Genomic DNA, 18,743 nt, shown 5'->3' on the forward strand with positions numbered 1-18,743 from the left:
GATATTTCAATCGCGCTTTACATTTGCAAGGAAGGCCGCTGCTTTTTTTAGTATTTCGACCTCCTCACGAAGCTCTGCGTTCTCTTTTTCAAGCTCTTTTTCCCGATCGGTCCTCTTATCTGATTTGGTAAACCCTTTTCGAAAGGCTTTATCTTCACCAACTTCAGCAAGATGATTACGCCATCGTATGACAGTCCACGGCATGATTCCGTACTTGTCGGCTATGACATGTTCCAGATTCTTGTTTTCAGGCCGCAATGCTTCTTTTGCCACCATCAATTTGAACTGTTTGCTGTAATTTGTTCTTGACATGGTGTACCTCCAATCTACATGCATTATACCATGCTTTGCAGACTCTACTTTTTGGGGTACACCTCAAGAAGATCAAATAAGTCAAGGGCAAGTACTACAAGTTTATTGTTGTATCACTGGATGAGAACAATAATGTTGTATCAACATCCAAGATGATCCATGTAGCGACTAAAGGCGAAAGGAACCACTTACATATATGCATATAGTCAGGACGGCAAATATGCCAGGATAAAGGTAACGGTAAAATGAGCGCATAGCGCGTTACATACAGAAAGCTCTCCAAAGGTTCAGACCGAACTGCGGAGAGCTTTATACATGCATTTATCCTTATAATTCTTGAGATGAAGGGCAGGAAAAACAGTACTTGGCATAGAATTAGGATCTACAAGGATCAGGGCGGTGCTTATTGACAGGCAGGGCAACATACTGGAAACCGGAGGCCACAACTGGGAAAACCATCTTGTTGAAGGAATATGGACATACGGGGAGGACGAAATATGGCATGGTCTGCAGGAATGCTACAGTGATCTTGCGAGCAAAGTTCTGCAAAAGTATGATGTCCGCATAGAGCGTCTGTCTGCCATAGGAATCAGCGGGATGATGCATGGATATATGCCTTTCGATAAGGAAGGGAACCTTCTTACAGCATTCAGGACGTGGAGAAACAATATTACCGGTGAGGTGGCAGGAAAACTTACAAAAGCTTTCTCATTCAATATTCCACAGAGATGGAGTATAGCCCACTTATATCAGGCTATCCTCAATAATGAAGAGCATGTCGGAAAAGTGGACTACATTACTACCCTTTCAGGGTATGTCCACTGGAAGCTTACAGGCCGGAATAAAACTGTGCCCGCCTGAAGGTGATGCCGGTACAGGAATGGTTGCAACAGACAGCATAAGAGAGAAGACTGGCAATATTTCTGCAGGAACATCTGCATTTGCCATGGTCGTTTTAGAAAAAGATCTGACACAAGTGTATGAAAATTTGGATATTGTCACAACGCCTGCAGGCAAGCTCGTAGCAATGGCGCATTCCAACAATTGTTCAACCGAGATCAATACATGGGTAGGGTTGTTTGATGAATGCCTCAGGGCTTTCGGTGTAACTTGTGACAAAGGAGACATCTACAGAGTGCTGTTCGAAAAAGCAGCAACGGGAGACGCTGACTGCGGTGGAATGATGTCATATTGTTTCCACTCCGGAGAGCATGGTGTAGGCCTTACAGAAGGGTGTCCGATGTTTATTCATCCTGCTGACTCATTGTTTGATCTCGCCAATTTCATGAGAGTACAGATATATACTGCATTTGGTGCTATGAAACTCGGAATGGATACGCTCATGAAACAAGAAAATGTTCAGATTGAAAGAATTCTGGGTCATGGCGAGATCTTCAAAACCAAAGGAGTAGCACAGGAAATACTGGCTGCTGCACTTGGCATCCCCGTGGCAATTATGGAAACAGCGGGAGAAGGAGGCGCCTGGGGAATAGCGCTTCTGGCCGCGTACCTTGAAGAATGCGAGAAGGGAATATACATCGAGCACACAACAGCCGCCAATTATGCAGCGTACCTGAATTACTGTGAGAGATTCGGCAAGACTTCAGACTGTCTGATAACCATGTGCGGACACGGGCTGAAATCCGATCACTAGTTTTGTGGGGACAATACCTGCTACAAACATGGCCGTCGTGTGAACAACCCATGTCCTTTGCCATAGACGACTGTTGAATAAACAGTCGCTTTTTATATGCTGAAATGCTTGTATCGACAGGTTGTTGACATATGTCATAAACCGTTGTATTATATTATTGACATATGTCAGAAAGGAGCTGCCATGCCAAGACCACAGAGATGCAGATGCATCGATACATACCCAGATCACTGGAGCTTTGCTCCACAGGATATGGAGGGAAAGGAAACGATCATAATGAGTCTCGACGAGTATGAGGCTATCCGACTCCTCGATCAGGAAGGTCTGAAACAGGAGGAATGTGCCGAAAAGATGGGAGTAGCACGCACGACTGTTACTGCCATTTATGAAAGCGCAAGGAAAAAACTGGCGGACTTTCTGGTACTTGGTAAGATGCTCCGCATCGAAGGAGGCAGTTATCGTCTGTCACAGCAGGATATAGGAGAAGTAATGCAAAAAGGAGACAAAACGATGAGAGTAGCGGTAACCTATGATAACGGGAATATTTTTCAGCATTTTGGACGCACAGAGCAGTTCAAACTGTTTGATATAGAAGAGGGGAAGGTCGTAAATGATCAGATCATAGATACCAACGGAAATGGGCACGGGGCATTGGCCGGATTTCTCAAGACGGCGGGAGCAGATGCTCTTATATGCGGAGGGGTAGGCCCCGGAGCACAGAACGCGTTGGCTGAAGCCGGGATCACTATATATGCGGGGGCATCGGGGGATGCTGACGCTGCAGTGCAGAGTCTGATCGAGGGGACACTCCCTGAAAGCGGAGAAGCGACATGCGACCATCACGGACACGGAGATCATGAGCATCATGCCTGTGGCCACAGTGGACGCTGCAACTAGAATACCGATGCTTTCGCCTGGATATTTAGAAGAAAAGTACGATGTGTTGGGCGCGATTGTTGCCGAGGGGAGCATACTGTGGTAAAAAGGAATTTAGTAGGTAAGCATATGGATTTACTGGAATTAGTGAAAAACAGAAGAGATGCCTTTGTCTTTCTGCCGGAACCTGTCCCTGAGCAAATGGTGGAAGAGATTCTGGAAATCGCAGGTTACGCTCCATGCAGATGGGGTGGAGATGCGGTTCGCTTCGTCGTGGTGCGGAACAAAGCACTGATCAGGCAGCTTTCCGAATGCAAGTCCATGGGGGCTGGCCCTCTGATCTACTGCAACGTGGCCATCATCCCTGTTATCGATAGGGCGCAGTCACAACTATGGAGGGAGGACCTGTCTGTTGTCTCAACCTACATTATGCTGGCCTGCGAAGAACGCGGGCTTGGCTGCAACTGGATCCACATGGATGGACGCATGGGGCCGGACGGGACAGGAAAAACAGCGGTGGAGGCGATGCGGGAACTCTTGGATATTCCGGAGGAATACCGGATTTTGAATATTCTTGCAATCGGTTACAACCGGCGCCTACAACCAGAGGCAACAGAGTTCTGAAAAAGTCACAGGGTTACAGTTTTGTGAAAACACGTTAGAGAATTATCTGAGATGATCGAAGAGATGATCGATCGCCTGGACAAGAAATTATCGAAAGAATGGTAGTCGGAGGCCGACCCTTGATAATCTAAAGGAACTCATTTGGAAGAATCTGACCCATATACCTTATGGCAATCTGGACTTTTATCGGAATCAAAGCTGTCCTTCTCTGGCGATTCCAGACATCTTTGAGAAAATCGTCATCAAGCATGGCTGTGGGGGATGCTTTGAGATCAATCTGCTGCTATTGTCACATTAGATGATTCACAGTATTATGTGGATGTAGGGTTAGGCCTTCCTTCACCGGTGGTACCTGTTGCACTCAGGGAAGGTTCTGACTGGCAGCCGGCAGCTATTTCGCCCCATTATTACTCTTACAGCATGCATCAGAAGGGCAGTACCATCCTGCTTGAGGGGTACAATGGAAGCAAGAGGATGTCTTTGGTAAGCTTTGTTCCGCAGCCTGTGGAAGTTGTGGATTTTATCCCTTTGAATTACTATGCATGCATGGCAAAGATGAGTCCCGTGACCCAGGGTATCATTGTTGAGAGCATTCGAGATAAGGGAACTGCTTCCATTTTCAAAGATCAGCTTAGGATCGTTTCAGATAATAAGGTGGAAGAAAGGAAATTAGAAACCAATGATGATCTTAAGGCTGACTTATGGGAAATATTTGGAATACATTTGGAGCAGCTGTCAGGGCTGACGAATTCCAGGGTGCAATATGACATGAAGGAAGAAACAGAATGAAGCATGGGACAACAGAACTGAATACAAACAGGTTGCTTCTTCGGCCGCATAAACCTGAGGATGCGGATACCCTGTACCGTGATTTTGGTCAGGATCCGGCGATGTACGAATATTCCGGTTGGAATCCGTATGCAACACGGGAATTGGCGGAGGAGACGGTCAGCCGTTTTATTGCAGGCTATCAGAGAGAAAAATTTTATGGCTGGGCGATCTGCTGGGATGATATTCTGATCGGCACGGTAGGGGCTTATGACTACGAGCCGGATACAGACAGTATCGAGCTCGGTGTGAGCATTGCGCGTAACTGTTGGGGGAAGGGATTTGGAAGCGAAGCTGTTAACGCTGTGATCACGTTTCTTATGGAGCACGAGGGCATATCATGTGTGAGAGCTTGGTGTGCGGCCGATAACATAGGCTCAGCAAGGATCATGGAGAAAGCCGGGATGAGGTGTGTACGCGTGGAAGAAGAGGCTTTGGAGATCGAAGGGAAGTTGTACGATAAACGGATCTATGAAAAACAGAAGTGATATGAATTCGTGAAGTGCCGTATGATAGTCGCAGTGCGGAGGTTGACTTGGCTGGGGGATTTGGCGTAGCAGAAAATGAGAAGGTGAGAAGTCTGTAAAGAAATGAGTGGGGTGTCTGCGAAAGTTTCATAGAAAGTTTGCCGCAATTGTGGTACTATATATGAAATGGAATATGTGACGGGAGGAAAGCGACATGACGTACTTTTCAGATTTCGATAGTTTTCTGCTTCATGAAGGGACGAATTACGAGTTATATAAGGGACTGGGTGCTCATCCGGACGACCTGGATGGGGTCGCCGGAACGCGTTTTGGATTGTGGGCTCCTAACGCGCAGGCGGTTTCGCTGATCACTGCGCGTACAGGCTGGGAGAATGAGATCGGCATGAGCCGCAGTTGGGCAGATCAGGGCATATGGGAGTGCTTTGTGCCTGGCGTATCGGATGGAGATGCCTACCGGTTCATCGTGACCGGGGCAGACGGAGTACGCCGCTGGAAGTCTGACCCGCTGGCGTTGCGCGCAGAACAGCGCCCGGCCAATGCTTCTATCGTCTGTTCGCTGGATACTTACACATGGGGAGACGAGGAATACCAGAGCCAGAGAGACAATACCAAGGTGCTGGGAAAGCCCATGAGTATTTACGAGGTCCATCTCGGTTCCTGGAAGAAGGGCTATCGGGATGAGAACGACAAGGACGGGTTCCTAAACTATCGGCAATTGGCGGATGATCTTGTGGAGTACGTCCTCTACATGGGGTATACCCATGTGGAGTTGATGGGGATCTGTGAATATCCCTTTGATCTCTCCTGGGGGTATCAGGTGACAGGGTATTTTGCTCCTACCAGCCGCTACGGCACACCGGACGATTTCCGGTACATGGTGGATCGCCTGCATCAGAACAATATAGGCGTCATCCTGGACTGGGTTCCGGCCCACTTCCCGAAAGATGAGTTTGCCCTGGCCCAGTTTGACGGCACACCGCTATATGAACACGGGGATCCTCTGCGGAGGGAGTATCCGGTGTGGGGGACGTTGGCGTTCGACCATAGTAAGCCGGAGGTCCGTTCCTTCCTGATCTCCAGCGCCTTCTACTGGATCAACGAGTTCCATGTTGACGCGCTCAGAGTGGATGCGGTGGCTTCCATGCTCTACAACGACTATGATCGCGCAGAGTGGCGGCCTAACATGTTTGGCGGACACATGAATCTGGAGAGCATGGATTTCCTGCGCCAGCTTAATTACGAAGTATGTGGCAAAACCACAGGTTACCTGATTGGTGAGGACTCCTCGGCAGAGTGGGGCATTACCGAAGACGTGACCAGAGGGGGGCTGGGCTTCACACTGAAATGGAATATGGGATGGATGAATGACACCCTGCGTTACATTGCGCTGGATCCGGTTTACCGGAAGTGGCATCACGGTGTACTGACCCATACGGCGGACTATGCGTTCTCCGAGAATTACGTTCTCGTCCTCTCCCATGACGAGGTAGTCTACGGCAAGCATTCGATGGTCGAAAAAGCGCCTGGGAAGATCGAGGACCGCATGGGAAGTCTGAAAACACTGTATACCTTCCAGTTTACTCATCCCGGCAAGAAACTGCTTTTCATGGGGCAGGATTTTGCACAGGAACGGGAATGGAACGTGGAAGAGAGTATCGACTGGCATCTGGCGGATGAGTTTGGACACAGAGATATCATGCTCACGATCAAGAGACTCATGGAAGTCTACAAGCAGTTCCCGGTACTCTATACGGATTCCAAGAATCCGACCACCTTTGAGTGGATCAATCGCAACGACAGTTGGGCGAACACGATCAGTTTTATACGTCGAAATCCGTGGAACTATGAGGACGCGGTCCTGGTGGTATGTAACTTCTCTCCCACGCATCACTACGATTACTGTGTGGGTGTGCCGGTCCCCGGCAGCTATGAACGAGTTTTCAGCACATTTGACTTGTTGCCTTCGGGCGGCGGCCCAGGAGAGGCGGGCGATGGACCCGTCCTGCTCAGCATGGAAGGAGAGTGTGACGGACGTCCTCAGCACCTGCAGTACAGCCTGCGGCCTTTTGAGTCGATTATCGTTAAACTACCAGAAAGTGGGAAAAACTAATTCTACATGGATATACACAACACAGAACACACCTTTTTAGCATCTTTCTTCAGTGATGAAACAGAAAGGTTCCGCACTCCCGCAGAACCTGTGCCAGGGCAGAAAGTGACTGTTCGCCTTCGCGGACCAAAGTCGGTAAACGGCGCCAAGGTCACACTGGCTCTGGGGGATTCCACTGAGATCATCATGCGCAGGAACGACTATGGACAACATTTCTCTTTGTACGAAGCGACGTTCACATGCCCGGAGGGAGTTGTTTCCTATCGGTTCCGTATAGAATATCGCAGGCGGGTCTACATATGCCAGAAGGATGGGACAAAACAACTGAGAGCGGGTGAGTGCATTGATACTCATCTTGATTTCCGGTTCTTCCCCGGCTTCCACACGCCCACATGGGCCAGAGGTGCCGTGCAGTACCAGATCTTTCCGGATCGTTTCCGCAACGGGGACAAGTCAAACGATGTGGAGGATGGAGAGTACTCCTACAACCACCAGCATGTACGAAGGATCGCGGACTGGGACAAGCCTCCTGCCGAGGACGACTACCGTTGTTTTTATGGCGGAGACCTCCGCGGTATCATGGACAAGCTGGATTATCTGCAGGATCTGGGGGTAGAGGTCATCTATCTGAACCCGATCTTTCTGTCTCCGTCCAGCCACAAGTACGATACTCAGGACTACGAACACGTAGATCCTCACTTTGGCGTGATCGAGGAGGACCACGACCTTCCGCTGGAACATTGGGAGATGCACAATGGCTTTGCCCGCAAGTATATCTCCCGCGTGTTGAGCGAGGTGAACGCAACCAAGACAGACGCGTTGTTTGCCGAGTTTTGTGCCGAACTGCACAAAAGAGGCATGCGGGTCATTCTGGATGGCGTGTTCAACCATTGTGGATCCTTCCACCTTTGGATGGACCGGGAGGGCATCTACAAGGAGATGCCGGGATATGCCCCCGGTGCGTACCAGAGCGAGGATAGCCCGTATCGGGATTTCTTCCATTTCACGGACAAAGCACCGGGATACGAAGCCTGGTGGGGCGTGGACACGTTGCCAAAACTCTACTACGAGAACTCCAGAAACCTGTGGGAGGCGGTATTCTCCATTGCGGAGAAATGGCTCAAGCCACCGTATTCCATTGATGGCTGGAGACTTGATGTGGCCGCAGACCTGGGGCACAGCCTCGAGTTGAACCACGCTTTCTGGCGCGAATTCCGCAACCGTGTCAAGGCGGTCAATCCCGAGGCCGTGATCATCGCTGAACACTATGGGAATCCGGAGACATGGCTGGAAGGAGATCAGTGGGACACCGTCATGAATTACGACGCGTTCATGGATCCTGTCTCCTTCTTCCTGACAGGAATGGAGAAGCACAGCGATGGCATCCGGGAGGATCTGTATCAGGATGGAGAACAGTTTTTTGCAACCATGCAGAAACGCATGGCGAGTTTTCAGTGGAACTCTCTCCAATGCGCCATGAACGAACTCTCCAATCACGATCACTCCCGATTTCTGACGCGAACCAATCGCACAGTGGGCCGTACCCATACCCTCGGTCCTGAAGCGGCAGAGAAGGGAATCGACAAGGCGGTGCTCCGAGAGGCCGTCGTGATCCAGATGACATGGCCGGGAGCACCGACGATCTATTACGGGGACGAAGCCGGTCTGGTGGGTTGGACTGATCCTGATAACCGCCGGGGCTATCCCTGGGGACGAGAGGATACGGAGTTGATCGACCTGCATCGCAGCCTTATCGCGTTGAGACATGATCTGCCCGTGTTGCGCACAGGCTCCATCGTGCGCTTGGGCGCGGGTCATGGTTGGATCTCCTATTCCCGTTTTGATGGGGAGCAGTGCATCGTAGTGGTCTGCAATAATGACCTGGAGGACTGCACCATGTCACTCGATGTCTGGAAAGCCGATGCTGCAGATGGAGATCGGTTCGTTCAGATCTTCCGCACTGATCAAGAAGGACATTCCTGTAAGGAACTTCCATCTGGGGAGGTGCGTCACGGGAAACTGTATCTCAGTGTAATGCCCCAGAGCACGCTGATTCTGAGGCGGGCTTAGTATAGGACCGGATTGAAATCATCATGATTTTGCGGTATTATTAATAGTAATACACACAGGAGGTATTTTACATATGAAAGGATACGTAGAACCCGAGAAGGCGGAACTTCGCCTGCGGGAATACGAAATATATAACGCCTACTATTGCGGATTATGTAAGGAGGCGGGAGAAAACTACGGACAGTTCAGCAGACTGGCGCTTAGCCATGACATGACGTTCATGGCTTTGTTCCTGGGGGCTTTTGCAGAGGAGCCGGACGAGATCGCGCATCAGCACTGCATCATCCATCCCCTGGTACGTAAACCCATTGAGCTAAAGTCTCAGGCTGTGAAATACGCAGCGGACATGATGATGATCCTGACGGGGGAGAGTTTCATGGACGATGTGAAGGACGGAGAGAAATCATCTCTGCCGGGGCGCATCATGGGTGTCATGAAGCAATACGAGAAGGCCGCCAACCTGCATAGCAAGGAGGCGAAGGCCATCAACGAGAATCTGCAGAAGCTCTATTCCATGGAGAAGACCGACAAAATCGATGTGAACCAGATGGCTGCGTACATGGGAGAGGTGATGCGGATCGTCTTCACCTCCTACACGCTCCCAGCAGATCAGGAGGCACAGGTCGGAGAGTTTGCGATGAACCTGGGCAAGTGGATCTACATGATTGACGTGCTGGACGATTTTGAGGAAGACAAAGCCCAGGGCCGGTTCAACCCCATGTTGGCCATGGGCGCGAAGGAACGGGCACAGGTGGTGGGGGCGCTGCAGCCCTCTCTGGAGTACTACCTCAACGAGATGGGGAAGGCGTTCGATCTGATTACATTCAAGAAGAACGGAGACATCGTGAAGAACGTGGTGTTCTTTGGACTCAGACGCAGAACAGAAGAAGTACTGAGTGGAAAGAGAAAGGGAAAACATGATTGAGGATCCATATAAGGTATTGGGCGTCAGCAGAGGCGCCTCTGAAGACGAAATCAAGCAGGCGTATCTGGCTCTTGTGAAGAAATATCATCCTGATAAGTATCAGGGGAATCCTCTGGCGGATCTGGCAGAAGAGAAGCTGCAGGAGGTCAATGAGGCCTACGACATGCTAAAAGAGAAATCCGCCTACCAGTCTGCTTACGGACCTGCAGGTGGCGGCTATGCCAATACCTATGGTGGCGAGCCCGGATATATCTCTATCCGGCAGGCACTGGACCGGGGGGATCTGGCCAGGGCGGAGCAGATGCTTATCAACATCCGAATTCACGATGCGGAGTGGTTTTTCCTAAGCGGTGTGCTCCAGTTCAAGCGTGGATACATCCAGAATGGGATGGCGAACGTGGAGAGAGCTATGGAACTGGACGGGAATAATCGGGAGTACCAGGAAATCTATCGGCAGATGGCAGGAGCAGGTGGCCTGTACCGCGCGAGATCAGACCAGTACGGGTATGACCGGAGGCGGACAAGTGACGATGCTCTCTGCATGACACTGCCGCTATGTTTCTGTCTTCCAAATCCGTTCTGCTGGTGCTGACCCTGCGGGACAATCGTGATCGTTTAGCAAGAAAGGAGCAGGCTTATGGCACTTTGGGCTGGAAGGTTCAAGAAAGACATGGATGGAATCGTGAAGGAATACAACGCTTCCATCCATTTCGATAATATCATGTTTAATGAGGACATTGAGGGTAGCATCGCCCACGTGACCATGCTGGAGGCGGTCGGGATCGTCACCAAGACAGAGCGGGACCAGATCATCACGGGGTTGGAGGAGATCCGCCAGGAGATCGCGGAGGGACGCGCAGACTTCTCTTCGGATGACGAGGATATCCATATGGCCATCGAGTCCAGGCTCATCGAGAAGATTGGGGACGCAGGGAAGAAATTGCATACAGCCAGGTCCAGAAACGATCAGTGCCAGGTGGACGCCCGGATGTACCTGAAGAAAAAAATCAGTGAGATCGCCAGGGAACTGCTTGAATTGGAGGAGATCATCCTGAAGAAGGCAGACAAGTATGCAGACTGCATTTCGGTAGGTTTCACCCATATGCAGCATGCACAGCCTATAACGATCGGGTTCATGTTCATGGCGTATTTCCAGATGTTCCGAAGGGATGTGGAGCGTCTGACCGCTACCTATGAGCGGATGGACTACTGCCCGTTGGGAGCATGCGCTCTGGCCGGTACCACCTTTCCCATCGACAGGGGAACCACATCGGAATTGCTGGGCTTCCGTGCTCCCACAGAGAACGCCATGGATTCCGTAAGTGACAGGGACTACGCCATCGAGCTGCTCAGCAATGCGTCTATCTCCATGATGCACCTGTCTCGCTGGGCAGAGGAGTTCGTCTGGTGGAACAGTACGGAGTTCTCATACATCGATATCGATGATAGTTACTGCACCGGGAGCAGCATCATGCCACAGAAGAAGAACCCGGATATGGCGGAGCTGATCCGTGGGAAGTGCAGCCGGGTCTACGGTGATCTGTTCCAGTTGCTGGCCCTCATGAAAGGGACCCCGCTGGCCTACAACAAGGACTTCCAGGAGGACAAGCTGGGTCTGTTCGACGCAGTGGAGACCTGGCGTGCTTCTGTTCAGATCTTCTCACATATGCTGGATAGGACAGAGTTCCGTATGGACGAGATCCAGAAATTCCTGGACAAGGGATTTTTGAACGCCACGGATGTGGCGGAGCATCTGGCCCAGAACGGGATCCCCTTCCGGGAAGCGCACAATATCGTGGGGCGCATGGTCCAGATGGCGGAGGAACACGGTTGCCAGCTGGAAGAACTGGATGACACTATGCTGCAGGAGATCGATCCCCGCCTCAACCGGGATATGGTGGGGGATATCAGTATCGAGAACTGTGTAAATGGTCGTATGTCCTACGGTGGAACAGCACCGGCAGAGGTACGCAGGCAGATCGACAAGGGACGCCGTTGGTTGGAGAGCCTGCGGTAGAAAACGGAGGAGCATATGGATTACAGTAAGATCGCAATAGAGAAGCATGCGGAGTGGAAAGGCAAGTTGTCCGTAGAAACCAAGGCGCCGATCACCAACCGGGAAGAACTCTCCATCGCCTACACTCCCGGCGTTGCAGCGCCGTGTCTGGAAATTCAGAAGAATGAGGATCTGGCTTATACATATACGGGAAAAGGAAACCTGGTAGCTGTGATCACAGACGGCACTGCCGTGTTGGGACTGGGCGATATCGGGCCCGCCGCCGGCATGCCTGTCATGGAGGGAAAGTGTGCTCTGTTCAAGGCATTTGCCGGTATCGACGCTGTCCCTATCTGCATCGACAGCAAGGACCCGGATGAGATCGTCCGCACAGTACAGCTCATCTCCAAGAGTTTTGGCGGTATCAACCTGGAGGATATCAGCGCACCTCGCTGTTTTGAGATCGAGAGAAGGCTGATCGAGCTATGTGACATTCCGGTGTTCCACGATGACCAGCATGGAACAGCGATCATCGCCAGTGCGGCTATCCTCAACGCCCTGAAGGTGACAGGTCGGAAGCCGGGCGATCTGAAGATCGTTTTCAGCGGCGCCGGTGCCGCCGGGATCTCCATCGCCAAAATGTTCCGGCGGTTTGAATTCGGAGACATCATTCTTTGTGACAAAGACGGCGCCATCTACGAAGGCGCTCCCTATAACAACCCCGCTCAGGAGGAAATGGCGAAGGTCACCAACCGAGAGAATTTCCATGGCACGCTGGCAGAGGCTTTGGTGGGTGCAGATATATTTGTGGGCGTATCCCGTCCGCATCTGGTCACCCAGGAGATGGTCCGGAGCATGGCGAAGGATCCGATTGTTTTCTCCATGGCGAATCCAGTACCCGAGATCATGCCGGAAGAGGCGAAGGCGGCGGGAGCTTCCGTGGTGGGAACCGGGCGGTCGGATTATCCGAATCAGATCAACAACGTGATCGCGTTCCCGGGGGTGTTCCGCGGAGCATTGGATTGTCGGGCAGCAAGGATCACAGAGGAAATGAAGATGGCAGCGGCCAGAGCTATCGCCGGGGTGATCCCGGAGGAGGAGCTATCTCCGGAGTACGTGCTCCCAGATGGGTTCAACCCGCTGGTGGTAGAGCGCGTTGCTGAGGCGGTGGCAGAAGCCTGGACAAAATACGGTGGTTGACAGAAAGGTGGAAGATATGGAGAACTACAGGATCGAACACGACACCATGGGTGAAGTCAAGGTGCCTGCAGACAGGTACTGGGGGGCACAGACGCAGCGGAGCCTGCAGAACTTCCGCATTGGTACGCACAAGATGCCGGGAGAGATCATCGGATCCTTCGCCATCCTGAAGAAAGCGGCGGCGATGGCCAACGCTCAGCTAGGGATGATCGACCGGGATCTGGCAGACCTCATCGCCCGGGTGTGCGATGAGGTACTGGCGGGGAAGTTGAACGGTAATTTCCCACTGGTCATCTACCAGACCGGAAGTGGTACGCAGTCCAACATGAACGTGAATGAGGTGGTCGCCAATCGAGGGAATGAGATTGCCGGGAGCACGGTGCTCCATCCCAACGACCACGTGAACAAGTCGCAGAGTTCCAACGATACCTTTCCCACAGCGATGCATATTGCGGCACTGCTGACGGTGGAAAGGAAACTTTTGCCGGCGGCCTGCCGACTACGTGATGAGCTCAGGCGCCTGGAAGAGGAAAACAGCGAGATCGTGAAGACCGGCAGGACACACCTGCAGGATGCGACGCCACTGACCCTGGGGCAGGAGATCAGCGGATGGCGTTCCATGCTGGACCACGACATCCATATGGTGGAGCAGTCTACAGACGGACTACGGGAACTGGCGCTTGGAGGTACCGCTGTGGGAACCGGGCTGAATGCTCACGAGGACTTTGGCCGGGTCTCTGCGGAGATGATCACCAAGTTGACGGGGACCAACTTCCGCACAGCGGAGAACAAGTTCCACTCTCTGACATCCAAGGACGCTCTGGTGTTCGCCCACGGTGCGCTGAAGGCGCTGGCCGCGGATCTTCTGAAGATCGCCAATGATGTCCGGTGGCTGGCCTCCGGCCCCCGCTGCGGCATCGGCGAGATCAACATCCCGGAGAACGAGCCGGGCAGTTCTATCATGCCGGGCAAGGTGAATCCGACCCAGTGTGAAGCGTTGACCATGGTGTGTGTACAGGTGATGGGACACGATACCACCATCGGCATCGCGGCCTCGCAAGGGAATTTTGAGCTGAACGTGTTTATGCCAGTGTTGATCTATGATTTCCTGGAATCCTGCAATCTGCTGGCAGAGGCCATGGACTCCTTCCGGGTGAACTGTGTCTGCGGTATCACGCCCAACCGGGAGAAGATCGACGAGAATATGCGCAGGTCTCTGATGCTGGTGACAGCTTTGAACCCGCATATCGGCTATGAGAACGCCGCCAAGATCGCCAAGCTGGCTCACCGGGAAGGTCTCACACTGAAAGAAGCAGCCCTCAGACTGGAGCTGCTCACAGAAGAAGAGTTCGATCAGTGGATCGTCCCGGAGAAGATGGTATAAACGCCTTCCGGCAAGGAAGGATCCGCCTGGTAACGGAGTTGTATCTCCGGGTACATGGCGCTGAAGTATTGCCGATTACAGGCTTTGTGCCCGATGAGGTTCGAGAAGGAACGGGGGTTTGCGGCGCAGAGGATATGTGTGCTCCCGGCAGGAAGCGCATCGAGTTTGCGGCAGATGTCTTCTCTGGCTATCTTGCCTTCCACCAACTGGCGAAAGGCTGGGTGGAAGGTGTCGCCCAGGACAGTGTGCTCCCCCGCAAGAATGTCACTGGATTTCAGTCCAACCCGAATCACGTTGATGCCGGCGCCGGTGAGGATCCGGTACATAGCCGCTGTGCGGCAGACAGCATCCTCCAGGGCCAAAGCATCGTAGGCGCCGGACAGGCACATATCGTACAGCGGAGTATCCCGGATCACGATGGTGGGATACAGCCGGGCGATGGAGGGGCCAATGCGGACCGTCTCCCGGGCGGAATATAGGCAGGTCTCCATGGTATCGCCGGGCAGTCCGATCATCAACTGGATTCCCAGTGTGAAGCCATAAGCTTGTATGAGCTGGCTGGCCTGATAGACACAGGCACTGCCGTGGCCGCGACCGGCGTTGCGCAACACTGTCTCATCGAAGGATTGGACTCCCAGTTCGATCACATCCACCCCATACGCTTTCAGGTTGTCCAGAACAGTCTGGTCGATATAGTCGGGACGGGTGGACAGGTGGATGCGCTGGATCTGACCGCGCGTTTTGTAACCCTGGGCAATGGACAGATAGGCGGACTGCTCCTCCATGGGCAGTGCCGTGAAACTTCCACCGTAAAATGCCACCTCCACAGTGGGCACCTCTGCCAGAGTGGTTAGCCAGGTGTCGATGGTCTCGGATACGCTCTGCGGGGTGTCCGATGCTTCATGGGCTGTGATCTTCCGCTGGTTGCAGAAGACGCAATCGTGGGGGCAGCCCCGGTGAGGTATGAAGATTGGAATGATTGCATGCTTTTTCATAACTACCATTGTAGCGTAGTTCGGTAGAAGATGCAATGGACAGAGGCCCTTTCTGAATATTGGCATTGTGTTCGGAAGGGGCATACGGTATAATAAGACTATGGTAAATATAGGAAACGATTGGGATCAGGTCCTGACAGAAGAATTTCAGAAAGAGTACTATCAACAGCTGCGGCAGTTTCTTGTGGAAGAATACCGGACGCACGTGGTCTATCCGGATATGCACGACATATTCAACGCCCTGAAGGCCACCGCCTACCAGGACGTGAAGGTAGTGATCCTGGGACAGGATCCTTATCACGAGCCAGGGCAGGCCCACGGTATGTCCTTCTCGGTGAAACCGGGGGTGCCCCAGCCGCCCTCTCTGGTGAACATCTTCCGGGAACTGGAGAGCGATCTGGGCATCGCGCCACCGCCGAAGGATTACGGGTATCTGATGCACTGGGCCCAGGAGGGGGTACTTCTGTTGAATACAGTGCTGACAGTGCGGGAGCATGCAGCCAATTCCCACAAGGGAAAGGGTTGGGAGCAGCTGACGGACCGGATCATCAGCGCGCTGAACGAGAGGGAAGCGCCGGTAGTGTTTCTGCTTTGGGGGAAGAACGCGCAGGCGAAGGTCCCCCTGATCACGGCGCCGCAGCATCTGATCCTGACTGGAGCACATCCGAGTCCTTTGTCTGCGCATCATGGATTCTTCGGAGGCCGGTATTTTACCAAGGCGAATGCGTTTCTTAAGGGCACCGGGCAGGGACCGGTGGACTGGACTATTAAGGAGGTAGTATAATGTTTAAATTTCTCATTATCATTGTTGCGATCATCGTCCTGCTGATCCTGTGGTTCGTCTCTATGTATAACGGTTTTGTGAAGGCGAACAACAACTGTGAAGAGGCTTACTCCACTATGGACGTTTACATGAAGAAAAGATATGACCTCATTCCGAACCTGGTGGAGACAGTGAAGGGCTATGCCAAGCACGAGGCAGAGACGTTGCAGAACGTGGTGGCCGCCAGAAATGCCGCTGCCAGCGCCGGTTCGGTGGGAGAGAAGATCGAGGCGGAGAACGCCTTGTCCGGCACATTGCGTCAGCTGTTTGCTGTCGCCGAGGCGTATCCTGATCTGAAGGCCAACCAGAATTTCCTGGATCTGCAGGAGCAGCTGAAGAGCATTGAGGAGGACATCGCCAATTCCCGTAAGTACTATAACGGCACGGTGAAGATCTTCAACAACAAGTGCCAGATGTTCCCGAGCAACATCATCGCCAATGCGTTCAACTACTCCAAGAAGGAAATGTTCGAAGTCAGCAACGAGGCGGAGAGAGAGAATGTCCAGGTGAGTTTTAATGCGTAAGGATTGGATGAGAATGAGGCCGCGTTATGCGGCCTTTGTCGTACTCCTGTCGGCAATGTTGATGACGCTGTGCTTTGTGGCAACGGAGCCGGTGTTCGCGGAGTACGAGGACTACGATACAAACGAGTTTAATGTGGACGCCCGCATCGATGAAGATCACACGATCCATGTAACGGAGACTATCAAGGTGGATTTCAACCAGAGTGCTCACCACGGGATCATGCGGTACATCCCCTTTGCGGACAAGTTATATCAGATCCACGGCATCGATGTGGAGGGATGGGAGTACAGCGTAGACTCCGAGCACTGGCCCAGCGGTAATGGGTATAAGGTCATCCGTATCGGCAGTGCTGATGAGTTGGTCAGCGGGCCGCAGACATTCAGGCTGCATTATGATCTGAAGTGCTTCCGGGACGATCAGCCTGATGCGGATTATCTGTCCTTTGACATGTTGCCCACCGGGTGGAATACCCCAATCGCCAAGGCGACCTGCACCCTCAGATTGCCCAAGGCCATCGACTGGAAGGCACTGAAACTCTACAGCGGGCAGTACGGGGAGAAGGCGGACGCGTCTCAATACTTCGATGTTTCTATCGATGAGAATACCAACACCATCACGGCAAAGGGCAGAGCTCTTCCCTATCGTGTGGGTCTGACTGCGGCGGCCACCCTGGAGGAAGGCTACTGGGTGAATCCTGCCAACAGAGACTTTGTGTGGACGATTCTCTACGTAATCCTGGCACTGATCCCGCTCATCGCCGTCCTCCTGTGGGTGCGGTGGGGCAGAGATCCCCAGATCATCAGGACCGTGGAGTTCTACCCGCCGGAGAACCTGTCGCCCTGCGAGCTGGGATATATCGTGGACGGAAGGGTGGATGACAAGGACATCGCCTCCATGATGATGTACTTTGCAGACAAGGGCTTGTTGTCGGTGGAAGAATACAAGAAGAACAAGTTTCGCATTCATAAGTTGAAGGACATAGATAGCAACGAGAAGCGATTCATCAAGGATATTTTTCAGGCTTTGTGGAAAAGCGGTAAAACTGTCGATCTCAGCAAAAAGAACACGGCTATGGGAGAGGCTCTCTATAGGGCCAAAGACAGGATCATCGGTTACTACAACAGCGACAACAGACGTCTCTACAGCAGCGCGGCGGAGGTCTGCCGCTATGTCGGCCAGGTACTTATGCTGCTCCCGTCGCTGGTGGGGATCATTCTGGTGGCCTATGCCAATTTTGAGATCTGGGAGAGCGTGCTTGCGGTGGCTCCTTTGGTGATCCAGGTGATCGGCATGCGGAAGGTCATGAAAAACTACGATGCCAAGGATGCACGGTCCTTCAGCCGTAATGTGATGAGTTTTGTCATCGGCATCGCTGTTACGATCGTGGGCCTGGGCATTGCTGCGGCTCTCATCGTCAGCATGATGAACGGAAAACTTCTGGTAGCCGGTGTGATGCTGGTGTCTGCCGCAGTGACGTTCTTCTTTGTGGTATTCATGCGGGCCCGCACAAAGCATACCGCGGAGCTGATGGGCAAGATCCTTGGGTTCCGGGATTTCATCAGGACGGCGGAATACGATCGGCTGAAGATGCTCTCCGATGAGAATCCTGACTATTTCTTCAACATCCTGCCGTATGCGTATGTCATGGGAATGTCCACCCGTTGGGCGAGAAAGTTTACGGACATCGATATCCATCCGCCGGTATGGGCCAGCGGATATGATGATGGATGGGTATACATGCCCATGTGGTATGGCAGCATGATGAACAATACTGCGGCCGATATGGCAGACAAATATCATGCAGCCATGATCGACGATCTGAAGGCAGACTTTGGAGATATCGCCGGTGGCGGTGGCGGCATCGGTGGCGGATTTGGCGGCGGTGGATTCTCCGGCGGCGGATTCGGCGGCGGCGGAGGAGGCGCCTGGTAAC

The 18,743-nt window shown here is 52.6% G+C and carries 17 protein-coding genes and 1 pseudogene; 16 read left to right on the plus strand and 2 right to left on the minus strand.

Going from position 1 to position 18,743, the window contains the following annotated elements; genetic code table 11:
- Positions 1 to 6 precede the first annotated feature (6 nt).
- Positions 7 to 312 carry a transposase gene (locus P156_RS10935; protein WP_034801954.1) on the minus strand — a complete coding sequence of 102 codons (306 nt, stop codon included), beginning with the start codon at positions 310 to 312 and terminating at the stop codon, positions 7 to 9.
- Between the two features lie 399 nt (positions 313 to 711).
- Here P156_RS10935 and P156_RS13690 point away from each other — a divergent pair, with 399 nt between their 5' ends.
- From P156_RS13690 to fumC, 13 genes and pseudogenes are all read left to right on the plus strand, one after another.
- Positions 712 to 1,173, plus strand: coding sequence for an FGGY family carbohydrate kinase (locus P156_RS13690; RefSeq protein WP_051600427.1), 462 nt, complete (start codon positions 712 to 714; stop codon positions 1,171 to 1,173).
- Positions 1,127 to 1,966, plus strand: coding sequence for an FGGY-family carbohydrate kinase (locus P156_RS13015; protein WP_369770342.1), 840 nt, complete (start codon positions 1,127 to 1,129; stop codon positions 1,964 to 1,966). The genes P156_RS13690 and P156_RS13015 overlap by 47 nt, the downstream gene beginning before the upstream one ends.
- 183 nt (positions 1,967 to 2,149) lie before the next feature.
- Entirely contained in the window at positions 2,150 to 2,863 is a 714-nt protein-coding gene (locus tag P156_RS0100255) for a DUF134 domain-containing protein (protein WP_027868435.1), read from the plus strand.
- A gap of 108 nt (positions 2,864 to 2,971) precedes the next feature.
- Entirely contained in the window at positions 2,972 to 3,466 is a 495-nt protein-coding gene (locus P156_RS0100260) for a nitroreductase family protein (protein ID WP_027868436.1), read from the plus strand.
- A gap of 175 nt (positions 3,467 to 3,641) precedes the next feature.
- Positions 3,642 to 4,255: pseudogene (locus P156_RS13025) on the plus strand (arylamine N-acetyltransferase).
- The gene (locus tag P156_RS0100275) at positions 4,252 to 4,782 is read left to right on the plus strand and encodes a GNAT family N-acetyltransferase (RefSeq protein ID WP_027868438.1); all 531 of its coding nucleotides are present in this window, start codon (positions 4,252 to 4,254) and stop codon (positions 4,780 to 4,782) included. The pseudogene P156_RS13025 and the gene P156_RS0100275 overlap by 4 nt, the downstream one beginning before the upstream one ends.
- Positions 4,783 to 4,975: 193 nt before the next feature.
- Positions 4,976 to 6,892: a 1,4-alpha-glucan branching protein GlgB gene (glgB, locus tag P156_RS10945; RefSeq protein ID WP_034801958.1), complete on the plus strand. Its 1,917-nt coding sequence runs from the start codon at positions 4,976 to 4,978 to the stop codon at positions 6,890 to 6,892.
- A 90-nt stretch (positions 6,893 to 6,982) separates the two neighbouring features.
- Positions 6,983 to 8,962, plus strand: a complete 1,980-nt coding sequence (locus P156_RS0100285) for a glycoside hydrolase family 13 protein (protein ID WP_304413039.1) — start codon at positions 6,983 to 6,985, stop codon at positions 8,960 to 8,962.
- Positions 8,963 to 9,035: 73 nt separating this feature from the next.
- Positions 9,036 to 9,887 (plus strand): DUF5685 family protein, encoded by an 852-nt coding sequence (locus tag P156_RS0100290; protein ID WP_027868440.1) that lies wholly within the window; start codon positions 9,036 to 9,038, stop codon positions 9,885 to 9,887.
- Positions 9,880 to 10,479, plus strand: a complete 600-nt coding sequence (locus tag P156_RS10950) for a DnaJ domain-containing protein (RefSeq protein ID WP_051600432.1) — start codon at positions 9,880 to 9,882, stop codon at positions 10,477 to 10,479. Before P156_RS0100290 ends, P156_RS10950 begins: the two co-directional genes overlap by 8 nt.
- 45 nt (positions 10,480 to 10,524) lie before the next feature.
- Positions 10,525 to 11,904 carry an argininosuccinate lyase gene (argH, locus tag P156_RS0100300; RefSeq protein ID WP_027868441.1) on the plus strand — a complete coding sequence of 460 codons (1,380 nt, stop codon included), beginning with the start codon at positions 10,525 to 10,527 and terminating at the stop codon, positions 11,902 to 11,904.
- Positions 11,905 to 11,919: 15 nt separating this feature from the next.
- Complete coding sequence (locus P156_RS0100305) at positions 11,920 to 13,083, plus strand: NADP-dependent malic enzyme (RefSeq protein ID WP_027868442.1); 1,164 nt, start codon at positions 11,920 to 11,922, stop codon at positions 13,081 to 13,083.
- Positions 13,084 to 13,099: 16 nt separating this feature from the next.
- The gene (fumC, locus tag P156_RS0100310; RefSeq protein ID WP_027868443.1) at positions 13,100 to 14,467 is read left to right on the plus strand and encodes a class II fumarate hydratase; all 1,368 of its coding nucleotides are present in this window, start codon (positions 13,100 to 13,102) and stop codon (positions 14,465 to 14,467) included.
- On the opposite strand, the gene P156_RS10955 is transcribed toward fumC, so the two are convergent.
- Positions 14,437 to 15,462, minus strand: a complete 1,026-nt coding sequence (locus tag P156_RS10955) for an elongator complex protein 3 (RefSeq protein ID WP_034801961.1) — start codon at positions 15,460 to 15,462, stop codon at positions 14,437 to 14,439. The genes fumC and P156_RS10955 overlap by 31 nt on opposite strands.
- A 100-nt stretch (positions 15,463 to 15,562) precedes the next feature.
- On the opposite strand from P156_RS10955, the gene P156_RS0100320 reads away from it, so the two are divergent.
- The 3 genes from P156_RS0100320 to P156_RS0100330 are packed head-to-tail and all read left to right on the plus strand — an operon-like array spanning position 15,563 to position 18,742.
- Positions 15,563 to 16,246, plus strand: a complete 684-nt coding sequence (locus tag P156_RS0100320; RefSeq protein ID WP_027868444.1) for a uracil-DNA glycosylase — start codon at positions 15,563 to 15,565, stop codon at positions 16,244 to 16,246.
- Positions 16,246 to 16,809: a LemA family protein gene (locus tag P156_RS0100325; protein WP_027868445.1), complete on the plus strand. Its 564-nt coding sequence runs from the start codon at positions 16,246 to 16,248 to the stop codon at positions 16,807 to 16,809. Before P156_RS0100320 ends, P156_RS0100325 begins: the two co-directional genes overlap by 1 nt.
- Positions 16,802 to 18,742, plus strand: coding sequence for a DUF2207 domain-containing protein (locus tag P156_RS0100330; protein WP_027868446.1), 1,941 nt, complete (start codon positions 16,802 to 16,804; stop codon positions 18,740 to 18,742). The genes P156_RS0100325 and P156_RS0100330 overlap by 8 nt, the downstream gene beginning before the upstream one ends.
- Position 18,743 lies beyond the last annotated feature (1 nt).

It is taken from the genome of Eubacterium sp. AB3007 (assembly GCF_000688015.1).
Lineage (GTDB): Bacteria > Bacillota > Clostridia > Peptostreptococcales > Anaerovoracaceae > Aminicella.